The sequence below is a fragment of the Marinobacter oulmenensis genome, assembly GCF_014201735.1.
GTDB lineage: Bacteria > Pseudomonadota > Gammaproteobacteria > Pseudomonadales > Oleiphilaceae > Marinobacter > Marinobacter oulmenensis.
On the sequence record NZ_JACHFE010000010.1, the window covers coordinates 105,787 to 117,237 of the forward strand.

Annotated in this window: 10 protein-coding genes; 9 read left to right on the plus strand and 1 reads right to left on the minus strand. The window is 56.9% G+C overall.

Translation table 11 applies throughout. The features are described from left to right. Positions 1-203: 203 nt before the first annotated feature. Positions 204-1,601 (minus strand): deoxyribodipyrimidine photo-lyase, encoded by a 1,398-nt coding sequence (gene phrB / locus HNR38_RS16190; protein WP_183706246.1) that lies wholly within the window; start codon positions 1,599-1,601, stop codon positions 204-206. A 139-nt stretch (positions 1,602-1,740) separates the two neighbouring features. Between phrB and HNR38_RS16195 the strand changes: the two genes are divergently transcribed. The 9 genes from HNR38_RS16195 (at position 1,741) to cas3f (ending at position 11,371) form a co-directional block, all read left to right on the plus strand. Further along, positions 1,741-2,553, plus strand: coding sequence for a hypothetical protein (locus tag HNR38_RS16195; RefSeq protein ID WP_183706248.1), 813 nt, complete (start codon positions 1,741-1,743; stop codon positions 2,551-2,553). A gap of 16 nt (positions 2,554-2,569) precedes the next feature. Further along, positions 2,570-3,457, plus strand: coding sequence for a mechanosensitive ion channel family protein (locus HNR38_RS16200; RefSeq protein ID WP_343068346.1), 888 nt, complete (start codon positions 2,570-2,572; stop codon positions 3,455-3,457). After that, on the plus strand, positions 3,438-3,929 hold the full coding sequence (locus tag HNR38_RS16205) for an ATP-dependent zinc protease family protein (RefSeq protein ID WP_183706250.1): 492 nt from the start codon (positions 3,438-3,440) through the stop codon (positions 3,927-3,929). Before HNR38_RS16200 ends, HNR38_RS16205 begins: the two co-directional genes overlap by 20 nt. Before the next feature lie 2 nt (positions 3,930-3,931). Then, complete coding sequence (rimK, locus tag HNR38_RS16210; protein ID WP_183706252.1) at positions 3,932-4,837, plus strand: 30S ribosomal protein S6--L-glutamate ligase; 906 nt, start codon at positions 3,932-3,934, stop codon at positions 4,835-4,837. A 4-nt stretch (positions 4,838-4,841) separates the two neighbouring features. Next, a complete protein-coding gene (locus HNR38_RS16215) occupies positions 4,842-5,903 on the plus strand; it encodes a succinylglutamate desuccinylase/aspartoacylase family protein (RefSeq protein WP_183706254.1) in 1,062 nt (353 codons plus the stop codon). A 17-nt stretch (positions 5,904-5,920) separates the two neighbouring features. Further along, complete coding sequence (locus HNR38_RS16220) at positions 5,921-6,346, plus strand: secondary thiamine-phosphate synthase enzyme YjbQ (RefSeq protein WP_183706256.1); 426 nt, start codon at positions 5,921-5,923, stop codon at positions 6,344-6,346. A 71-nt stretch (positions 6,347-6,417) separates the two neighbouring features. Next, the gene (locus HNR38_RS16225; RefSeq protein WP_183706258.1) at positions 6,418-7,377 is read left to right on the plus strand and encodes a WCX domain-containing protein; all 960 of its coding nucleotides are present in this window, start codon (positions 6,418-6,420) and stop codon (positions 7,375-7,377) included. 107 nt (positions 7,378-7,484) lie between these two features. After that, the gene (cas1f, locus tag HNR38_RS16230) at positions 7,485-8,462 is read left to right on the plus strand and encodes a type I-F CRISPR-associated endonuclease Cas1f (protein ID WP_183706261.1); all 978 of its coding nucleotides are present in this window, start codon (positions 7,485-7,487) and stop codon (positions 8,460-8,462) included. Beyond that, positions 8,459-11,371 carry a type I-F CRISPR-associated helicase Cas3f gene (gene cas3f / locus HNR38_RS16235; protein ID WP_183706263.1) on the plus strand — a complete coding sequence of 971 codons (2,913 nt, stop codon included), beginning with the start codon at positions 8,459-8,461 and terminating at the stop codon, positions 11,369-11,371. Before cas1f ends, cas3f begins: the two co-directional genes overlap by 4 nt. The last annotated feature ends 80 nt before the right edge of the window (positions 11,372-11,451 follow it).

An 11,451-nucleotide genomic window follows, 5' to 3' on the forward strand; every position in this document is an offset into this window, starting at 1 on the left:
GGCTTCCCCAACCCTGTCGTTTTGACTTATTAGGATGGCCGTCTTTGGGAATGTTTAGGCCGCTACAAAGTAGGGGCGTGTCAGGAAGGACTGACCAAAAATTTTGAGGGCCAAGGATGGCCCGAAATAAGCGCACATGGATGTGCTCGTAGCGGTTTTTGGACAGTCCTTCCTGACATGCCCCGGCAATCCCTAGCAACAAGTTAACCGTCTTTCAAAGCCTGAAAGCGCGCAATAGCCTCCTTCCGGCTCTCCTTCAGGTCCACAATGGGCCGTGGATACCCCTTCGGGATGACTCCACCCTTGCGCGAAGGCTCGTGAATCCGCTTGCTGTCCAGCTTCGCCAACTCCGGCACCCAATGGCGGATGAATTCGCCGTCGGGATCAAAGCGCTCGCTCTGGGTGACCGGGTTGAATACCCGGAAATAGGGCGCGGCGTCTGTGCCGGTCGAAGCACTCCATTGCCAGCCGCCATTGTTTGACGCCAGAAAGCCGTCCACCAGGTTCTGCATGAACCAGGCCTCGCCCAGTCTCCAGTCGATAAACAGGTTTTTGGTCAGGAACATGGCAGTAATCATCCGCAGGCGGTTGTGCATCCAGCCCGTGGCCCGTAGCTGGCGCATGGCCGCATCGACAATCGGTATACCGGTGCGGCCTTCCTTCCAGGCGTCAAAAGTCTCGCCCGGGTGGTTCCATTCCAGCCGTTCGGTTTCTGTTTTGAACGCCCGGTTCATGCTCACCCGCGGGTAGTGGTAGAGGATGTGGATGTAAAAATCCCGCCACGCGATCTCGTTCACCCAGGTGGCCAGTCCGTCGCTGCCGCCGCCGGCTTCCTTCGCTGCCTGAACGCATTGCCGACCAGACAGGACACCATTGGCGAGGTAGGGCGAGAGCAGGCTGGTGCCGTCACGGGCGGGGAAATCCCGTTCGTCCTTGTAGCGGGCGGCCTGCTCTGAAACGAACGCCTGGAGTTGATCGTGCGCGGCGTCCTCGCCGGTGGCAACCAGAGGCTCCGGGGCAGACTCAAAAGGCTTGGGCAGGGTGTCGGTCTGCTCCGCTTGCACTTCCGGCCCCACGGCTGCGGGGACCGGGTAGACCGGGGGCTGGTGATCGGCCAGCCAGCGCTGCCAACTGCGGGAAAAGGGGGTAAACACGGAGTAGGGCCCGCCCTGCTGGGTCAGAACCTCGCCAACGGGTGCGGCGCACTGGTCCCGGTATTTGTTGACCTTTATGCCAAGGCCGCCCAGCCGATCACGAAGCTGTTTGTCCCGGCGGCGTTCGTTGATGCCGTATTCCTCGTTGAAATGCACCTGCTTGATGCACTGTTCCCGGCAGAAGGCGGTGAGCTCATCCAGGCTCTCGCTGAACCAGTGGCAGTGAATGAAGGTCAGCGGAATGCCCAGGCGTGCCAGGGCGCGGGCCAGGGCATTGGCGTGTTCGAGCACAAAGCGGACCCGGGCGGGGGACCAGTCGTGCTGCTGCCATTGCTCCGGAGTGATAACGAAGCAGGCGCGGACCGGGTCGCCGGTTTTGCAGGCGGCGGTCAGGGCAGGGTTGTCCGCCAGGCGGAGGTCATTGCGGAACCAGACCAGTTGTGTCATTGCATCGTCCGTGTTGTCTGTACGGTGAATAAGGGTAATTACAGCCGAAAAATCATTGGTTTGTATATTCGCTGACTTTGCCGGATTGGATTATAGTGAATGGTTGAAAGCCAAACATAAAAGGAGTCAGCCCCTGGGCATGACGGATTCATCCGGGAGTCAGAACACGGGTTGCTGGGCCTCTCCCTACCAGCTGGTGTCCGGTCAGACACAGCAGCATCAGTTGGGGCATGTCAGGTTCTGGGTTACCCTGCTGGACGTGGAATGGCAGGTCCGTCAGATGGCTTACGACCCGGAGGCCGAGGCGCCGGACTGGCTGGCTCATACCGGTTACAGCCTGCCGTCGTCGGAGGTGGCTGTCGAACGGTTTATCCGGAGCCCGGATGATGACGGCCTGGTGCACTATCTGCCTGCCATGGCGGGCAGGCCCACGGTGATTCGTCCCTATCAGCCACTGACCATCCCGGCCGGGCAGCGCTGTGTGCTCTATGTGGGAACTACGCTCTGGCTAAAGGTCTGTGTGGGCAATGAGCAGAACGAGCTTACCGAGTTTCCTCTGGCGCCGCCCTCAATGACCTGGCTGGGCCGGAACACCATGGAGGGTGAGCTCTGTTTTGCCTCCGCCACCTATGGCCGGTTGTCGCTGGAGGCTGTACCCAAGCGCCCCTGGCGGGCGGTGACACCCGTCACCATTATTAACCGGCGCGAAGAAGCGCTGCTTCTGGAGCGTTTCAGTCTGCCCACACCTTTGCTCTCGCTCCATCGCAATCAGGCCGGCCAGCTGTGGACACCGGGAGTCACGGTGGAGTGTGATACGGACATGGGATCGGCAAGCCTGCGTATTGATGCCGCGGTGATTTCCGATGCCGGTCATTGTGAGCCGGTTGCGCCCGCCCGTGAAAAACTGGTGAAAGGTCGGCTGGTCCGTGCCTTTGACCACCTGTTCGGTTGATCCGGGAGTATCGGGAGTGTTTGAAGCCATACATGCAACCATGACTGAGATTGTTGGTGATATTCCCTGGGGCCAATGGCTGTCTGCCGGTTTTCTTCTGATTCTGGGCGGGCTGGTCGGTGGTCTGTTGGCCCGGAGCGCGGGCCGACTGGTGTCACGGCGTACATCGTTGCATCACCAGGCGATGATCCGCCGCCTGGTTTTCTATCTGGTGTTCCTGCTGTTCGCCATGGCCGCGCTGCGTGAAGCGGGATTTTCCCTTGAGGTGGTACTGGGGGCTGCTGGCATACTGACGGTCGCGGTGGGGTTTGCCTCGCAGACATCCGCTTCCAATATCATCAGCGGGTTATTCCTGGTGATGGAAAAGCCCTTTGAGATCGGTGACATGATTGAGGCAGACGCGGTCCTCGGTGAGGTGGTCGGCATTGATCTGCTGAGTGTCAAACTGAGGACACCGGACAACCTCTACGTTCGGATCCCGAATGAGACGCTGATCAAGACGACGGTGGTGAACCGCTCTCGGTTTCCGATCCGCCGTATCGATCTGGTGATTGGCATCGCCTACGCCGAGGACGTTGAGCGGGTCCGGGACCTGCTGCTGAAACTGGCGGAACAGAATGCGGTCTGTCTGGAAGAGCCAGCGCCTTTTGTACTGGTGACCGGTTTCGGCCCCTCGTCGGTGGATCTCCAGTTTTCTTTCTGGGTAGCCAGTGAGGATTTCCTCGAAGGCAAAGGCGGCATGATGATTGTCATCAAGAAAGCGCTGGACGAACACGGCATAGAGATTCCGTTTCCTCATACCAGCGTTTATGCCGGCAGTCATTCCGAACCCTTCCGGGTGGAGTTGCTTGGCCCGGATACAATCAATAAAAAGGACGATCCGGATGTCGACTCCCAAAAATAAAGTGATTAAAACCACGCCGCCGACGCCTGCGGATAACAAAGTGTCTCTCGGGTGGCGGGAATGGGTGGGGCTGCCGGACCTTGATATCAGCCGTATCAAGGCCAAGGTGGATACCGGGGCCAGAACATCGTGCCTGCACACTTTCCGTATGGAACCCTATACTGACAACGGAGAGCGCCGTGTCCGTTTCTGGGTTCACCCGGTTCAGAACAACCTGCACCAGATGGTGGAATGTGATGCCCGGGTGCTGGACGAGCGCAACGTGTCAGACTCCGGCGGCCACCGCGAGTTGCGGTTGGTCATCCAGACCACCATTGTGCTGGGCGAGCAGAGCTGGCCCGTGGAAATGACCCTGACCAACCGGGACTCAATGCGGTTCCGGATGCTGCTGGGACGAACGGCCATGGCCGGCCGCTCCATTATTTATCCTGAAGCTTCCTATCTTGCCGGGGAACCGGCACTGAGGACCTGATTATGAAAATTGCTGTACTGTCCCGAAACCGACACCTCTACTCAACCCGTCGTCTGGTTGAAGAGGGGCTCAATCGCGGACACGAGGTGCAGGTGATCGACTGCCTGCACTGCTCCATGAACATTACCTCCGCCGACCCCCGGATCAGTTACCACGAGGAGTATCTGGAAGGGTTCGATGTGGTGGTTCCGCGCATTGGTGCTTCGGTGACTTTCTACGGTACAGCGGTCCTGCGGCAGTTCGAAATGATGGGGGTGTTCCCGGTCAACGAATCCGTGGCCATTACTCGTGCGCGGGACAAACTGCGGTCGCTGCAGTTGCTGGCGCGCAAGGGCCTGGGCATGCCGGTGACCGGCTTTGCCAACAAGCCGGATAACGTACCCGAGTTGCTCAAGATGGTGGGCGGCGCGCCGGTGGTGATCAAGCTGCTGCAGGGCACTCAGGGCATTGGCGTTGTGCTGGCGGAAACCCGCAAAGCCGCTGAGAGCGTGATCGAAGCGTTCATGGGCCTGAAGGCCGACATTCTCGTCCAGGAATTCATCAAGGAAGCCGGTGGTGCCGACATCCGCTGTTTCGTGCTGGGCGACAAGGTGATCGCGGCCATGAAGCGCCAGGGCGCCGAGGGCGAGTTCCGGTCCAATCTGCACCGGGGCGGTTCGGCCAGCCTGGTGCGGATCACCCCGGAAGAGCGCAAGACCGCCATCATGGCCGCCAAGGCCATGGGCCTTAACGTGGCGGGTGTGGACCTGCTTCGCTCCAGCCGTGGCCCCCTGGTGATGGAAGTGAACTCCTCCCCGGGTCTGGAAGGTATTGAGAATGCCACCGGCAAGAACGTGGCCGGCATGATCATCAACTGGACCGAGAAAAACCACAAACCCTGGAAGACCCGCACCCGGGGCAGGGGCTGAACCCATGGCCAGAGCCCCTTTCGAAATCGCCGGCGTCAAAGTCCAGCCCGGCACCCGGGAAACGGTGGAAGTGCCGGTGGCGAAGCTCTATACGCATACGCCGCTGCACATTCCCGTGGAAGTGGTGCACGGTCGCCGCGACGGGCCCGTGCTGATGGTGTGTGGCGCCATTCACGGCGATGAGATCAACGGCGTGGAGATTATCCGTCGGGTACTGAAAAACTCCGCGCTGCGCCACCTGCGGGGCACCCTGGTGGCGGTGCCCATCGTCAACATTTTCGGGTTTGTGCAGCGCACCCGCTATCTGCCTGACCGTCGGGATCTGAACCGGTGCTTCCCGGGGTCGGAAACCGGTTCTCTGGGTGGCCGGATTGCTTACCTGCTGCGCACCCAGATCATGGAAAACGTCAGTCACATCATCGATCTGCACACTGGCGCCATCCATCGCTTCAACCTGCCCCAGATCCGTGCCGAGCTGAAAAACCCGGAAACCATCCGCATGGCCGAGGCCTTCGGGGCGCCGATTATCATCAATGCCAGCCTGCGGGAGGGCAGTCTTCGCGCCTACGCGGATTCCCAGGATATTCCGGTGATCACCTTTGAGGGAGGTGAGGCCCTGCGTTTTGACGACGTGGTGATCAGCAGTGGCGTCAAAGGCGTGATCCGGGTCATGCGCGAGCTGGCCATGGTGCCTGCCAAAAAAGGGCCGCGGGCGCCGAGGAAACGCTCCGAAACCGCCGCCAACTCGCAATGGGTGAGGGCGGATCTTGATGGCATCATGCGCCCGGTTGCCCGCCTGGGGCAGAAAGTGCGCAAGGGCCAGCGGTTGGCCATGGTGGCGGACCCGTTTGGTGAAACCGAAGAGGCGGTGACCACGCCCTGCTCCGGCATCGTGATCTGTGTGAATAACCTGCCCCTGGTGAACGAGGGCGAGGCCATTTACCACGTGGCCCGCTTCGATGAACTGGGTGAAGCCGAGAAAGCCATGGACTATTTCCGCAGCTCCTATGAAAACCAGCTGGCGGATGACGCAGTGGTGCCGGTGCATCCCTGGGACGAAGGCTAACGGAAATGGGAGTTTGAATGATCTGGCATCAGAACCTGATAGAACTGGCCCCGTCTCCACGGGGCTTTCACCTGATCACCGACCAGGTGCTGGCCAAGGGCCCGGAACTCACCAACTGCGAAGTGGGTATACTGCATCTGTTTATCCAGCACACCTCAGCCTCCCTGGCGATCAATGAAAACGCCGACCCGGATGTGCGGGGCGATCTGGAGCGCCACTTCAACGTGATGGTGCCGGAGAACGCGCCCTACTACGAGCACACCCTGGAAGGGCCGGACGACACCACCTCCCACATCAAGAACGTGGTGATCGGCCCCTCGCTCACCATCCCCGTCAGCCACGGCGAGCTGGCACTGGGCACCTGGCAGGGCATCTACCTTTGCGAGCATCGTAACCGGGCGGGCAGCCGGCAGGTGATGGCGACACTGCAGGGACGCTGGTAGTAAGAAGGGCACAGTTTTAGTAGTGTAGCGGGAAGTTACATTTCGGAAGAGCAGATTGGCAGGGAGTGCCGGTGAGCCGATTTGACCGCATCTACAGAATCCACGACCTGCTCAGGAATGCCCGCAGGCCCGTTCCCATGCGGGTGTTCATGTCCGAGTTGGAAGCCAGCCGAAACACCATTACCCGCGATTTTGAATTCCTGCGTGACTCACTGGGCGCGCCACTCGAATATTGCCGGGATGACAACGGCCACCGGTATAACCCCCACGCCCCGGTGTTCGAGCTACCCGGTTTCTGGATGAACCCGGCCGAACTCTACGCACTGCTTGCGTGTGAATACCTGCTGGAAAACGTACAACCCGGCCTGGTGGCCCCTCGCCTGGCGCCATTGAAGCAGAAAATCCAGCAATTATTGGGCGAATCCGGCCACGACGCCGAAAAGGTCAGTGAGCGCATACGCATCCAGCCCATTCAAACCCGGAGTGCTAGCCACCAGACCTTTGACCCGGTCGCCCAGGCAACGCTCTCAGGCAAAGGGTTGCGGTTTCTCTACCAGGCCCGCAGTGGCAGTGGTGAGAAAGCCCGCCTTGTTCATCCCCAAAGACTGCTCCACTACCGCTCCAACTGGTATTTGCTGGCCATGTGTGAAACCGCCAATGAACTCCGCCTGTTTTCCCTGGATCGAATAATCGATCCGGAAATACAGTCCACCCCCGCCAGATCAGTCAGCCCCGATCAACTGGACGCCTTCACTACCTCCGGTTTCGGCATCTTTGGTGGCGCTCCGAAAGCCACCGCCCACCTGCGTTTTTCCGAACACGCCGCGCAATGGGTAGCCGAGGAAACCTGGCACCCGGACCAGACTGGACAGTGGCAACACGACGGCTACCACCTAACGTTTCCCTATTCCGATTCCCGGGAGCTGGTGATGGATGTGCTGCGGTATGGCCCGGATGTGGAAGTGCTGGGGCCGCCGGAGTTGCGGGCAGAGGTTGCGGATCGGGTTCGGCGGATGGCGGGGATTTATTGAAAAACTGTGTTTGGGTGATGCAGTTGTTGGGGCAGCACATGGTGTACGGTTAGCCAGTCAGCACTGCTGTGCTCGCATGGCTTGGATAATGTTCAGAAGGCATTCATATGGACGATTTTTCACCGTCAGATTTGAAAGCAATATTGCACTCCAGGCGAGCGAATCTTTACTACCTCGAATATTGCCGAGTCATGCAAAAAGATGGGCGAGTGCTGTACCTGACTGACACTGAGAAGGATAACTTATACTTCAATATCCCTATCGCAAACACGACCGTTCTTCTGTTGGGTAATGGCACGTCCATTACCCAGGCCGCCATGAGGATGCTTGCCCAGGCCGGTGTGTTGGTTGGATTCTGTGGTGGTGGCGGGACTCCACTTTATATGGCAACTGAGGTGGAGTGGCTGACGCCACAAAGTGAGTACCGGCCGACTGAATATCTCCAGGGTTGGCTGGCCTTTTGGTTTGATGAAACGCAGCGGTTAGCAGTTGCGAAACAGTTCCAGTATGCCCGTATCGAATACTTGCAGAAGATTTGGCAGAACGATCGTGAGTTGAGGATAGAGGGGTTCGACATCACGGATGGCGAAATCGAGAAAGCGCTTAACGTGTTTGCATCGCGTACCGAGAATGCGGCCAAGCCTGCCGACATATTGTTGACCGAGGCGCAACTGACCAAAGCTCTCTATAAATACGCTGCTAATGCCTCCGGCCAAACAAACTTCACCCGGCAACATCAATCCCTGGATAAAGCCAACGACTTTTTGAACCATGGCAATTACCTTGCCTATGGCTTGGCTGCCTGCTGTCTATGGGTTTTAGGGATTCCTCATGGCTTTGCGGTCATGCATGGGAAAACCCGCAGGGGTGCTCTCGTGTTTGATGTGGCTGACCTGATTAAAGACGCTCTGATTTTGCCCTGGGCTTTTGTTTGCGCCAAGGAAAATGCCACGGAGCAGGAGTTTCGGCAACAGGTACTTCAGGTCTTTATCGATCACAAAGCTCTGGACTTCATGTTCGACACCGTGAAAAGCATTGCGCTAAAAGATTATTCTCAGGAGATGATTGAGGAGCGTGGCCTATGATGGTCACCTTTGTCTCTCAATGCGAAAAAAATGCCATCCGGAAAACCCGGCGAGTGCTGGACGCGTTTGCCAATCGGATTGGTGATAACACCTGGCAAACGCTGATCACTGAGGATGGGCTGGATACCGTAAGAAAGATGTTGCGGAAAACGGCCAGCAAAAGCACGGCGGTGAGTTGCCACTGGATTCGGTCCCGTTCTCGCACACAGCTGCTTTGGATTGTTGGCAATAAAAAACAATTCAACCTGGAAGGCCAAGTACCGGTTAACCGGACAGAACAGGATTTATTGTGGTCCGACGCAGAGAATAACTGGAAATACCTGCCCTTGATTAAAGCCTTTGTGGGGCTGGCAGGGCTACTGCATGATTGGGGCAAAGCCACCAAGTTGTTTCAAGATAAGCTGAACCCGGAATCAAAAAACAGGTTCAAGGGCGACCCGCTGCGTCATGAGTGGATTTCCTGTTTGCTGCTAACGGCTTTGATCAAGGCCGGGAAAGACCCGAGCCAGGATGAAAGCTGGCTTGAGCCATTCCTGAACGAGTCCATCGACGAGCAACAGCTGCAAGCCAGTTTGCTTGGGGTTTCTGATAATTGCTCGCCATTTTGTAATCTACCTGATGCAGCCAGTGTCTTGCTATGGTTGGTGTTGTCCCACCATCGCCTTCCTAAGCCTGAAGAAACGAGTAAATTTGGAGATCAGACCAACGAAAAGCCTCAGCGGCTGTTAGCGCGTATCAGCCAGCAATGGGGTTACGAAAATCGTTTTGATGCCGATGAGTTCAATCAGCGTCTGCCCGATTGTTTTGCGTTTCCGCAGGGGATGCTGTCGCGCTCCTCAAACTGGTTAAAGGCACTGAGCCACCGTGCCCGACAGCTCCAGGAACATTTACCCCTTTTTGCCGCAGCGGTGCAGGATGGCAGTTGGCGGACCATTGCCCATCATGCTCGGCTCTGCCTGATGCTGGGTGATCACTACTACTCATCCCAGCCAGAAGATGTGAGGTGGCCGGTAAGTGTTAATTTGTTTGCCAACACCCACAGTGATGGCCCTAATCAAGGCCAGTTCAAGCAACGACTGGATGAGCATGTGGTTAAGGTTTCTGAGGTGGCGGTCCGTGCCTGCGGAATGCTGCCCCGATTTGAGCGCGACACACCGGTTGCAGAAGATGTCCCGAAACTGAAACCACCAAAGAGCGCATCCCCCGATATCAAAAAACAGTTTGGCTGGCAGGATAAAGCGGTTTCTGTCATCAAAAACTATCGGCAAGACAATGATGACAAGGTCAGTGGTTATTTTATTGTAAACATGGCCAGTACGGGGCGGGGAAAGACGCTGGCCAATGCCAAAATTATGCAGGCGTTGTCCGAAGACCAGCAAAGTCTCCGGTTTGTTCTGGCGCTGGGGCTGAGGACACTGACGTTGCAAACTGGTGATGAATACCGCGAACGGGTGGGCCTCAATGAAGAGGAGCTGGCGGTTTTGATCGGCTCTCGCGCAATACTGGACCTGCATAAAGGGGCGAAAGAACCGCAGGAGAAGGAAAACCAGCTACAAGAGCTTGAGGCTTTCGGTTCGGAATCTTACGAGCCACTTTTGGATGAGCAAGATGAATTGTACGGCTTTGATGACGATGATCGCTGGCAGGATCTGCTCCCGGAAGAAGAATTAACAACCGTTCTGACCGGAAGGAAAGAGCGCGCCTTGCTCTATGCGCCCGTTTTGGCATGCACTATCGACCATATGATGGCCGCTACGGAAACGACTCGTGGTGGCCGTTATATTCTGCCGAGTCTGCGTTTGATGTCATCAGATCTGGTGATTGATGAAGTTGATGATTTCACTGGGGAGGACCTGGTGGCAATTGGTCGTCTGATTTATCTCGCAGGTATGCTGGGGCGCAAGGTAATGATTTCCTCCGCCACCATCCCGCCCGACCTCGCTCTCGGCTACTTCACGGCTTACCAAAAAGGCTGGGCGGTTTTTGCTGCCAGTCGTTATCAAAATAGCCAGGTAGCATGTGGTTGGACAGATGAGTTCAAGACCCAACTGGTGACAGTAAGTCAGGGGAAGGATGCGACTGCGCGTTATCAGCTGGCGCACAAGGATTTCGTGGACAAACGGGTGTCAAAACTGCGTAACGAGCCGGTTAAACGCCGAGCTGAGATTGTTCCTCTGGCAGAGCCTGAATCGGAAGAATCGAGACAGAACGAGTTTTTCAACACGATTCGACAAGCGATCCTCTCCAAGCACTTGGAACATCATGAGCAAGATGCCCAAACCGGACGCAACATCTCTTTTGGTATGGTGCGCTGCGCTAATATCCGGCCCTGCGTCGAGCTAACGGAATACTTATTAGACGCCGAATGGCTCGAGCACGTTGAAATTCGAACGATGGCCTATCATAGCCAGCAAGTTCTGTTGTTGAGGCATGAGCAAGAGAAACATCTTGACCAGGTTCTAAAAAGGAATAGACCGGTAAATGATCCTGAAGGTGTTTTTCAGCAGCCGGAAATCCGGGAACATTTGGATTCTGGCGATAGCACGGACCTGATTTTTATTTTGGTCACCACTCCCGTGGAAGAAGTGGGTCGTGACCATGATTTTGACTGGGCTGTCGTAGAGCCATCCTCATATCGCTCCATTATTCAACTTGCGGGGCGCGTGCGCCGCCATCGTCCGGCGGAGGCAGATAACAGTGCGCCGAATATGGGCCTTTTGCAATACAACCTGAAGGGCTATCGGGGTGAAGCGAAGGATGTTTTCAGCCGGCCCGGTTATGAACAGGGAAAGTGGCAGCTCTTTTCCCGGGACCTTTCGGACCTGGTTGATGAAAAAGCCCTGGGTCGGAGCGTAGATGCGACACCTCGCATGATCAAAGACTCCAAAGTTCAACTAGGGAAGGTCTGAATAACCGGTGATTTTTGCCGATGTTGATTCAAAGCAGCAGAAATCTCGGATTTCAGACGTTATTTCCTCGTTATTTGTAT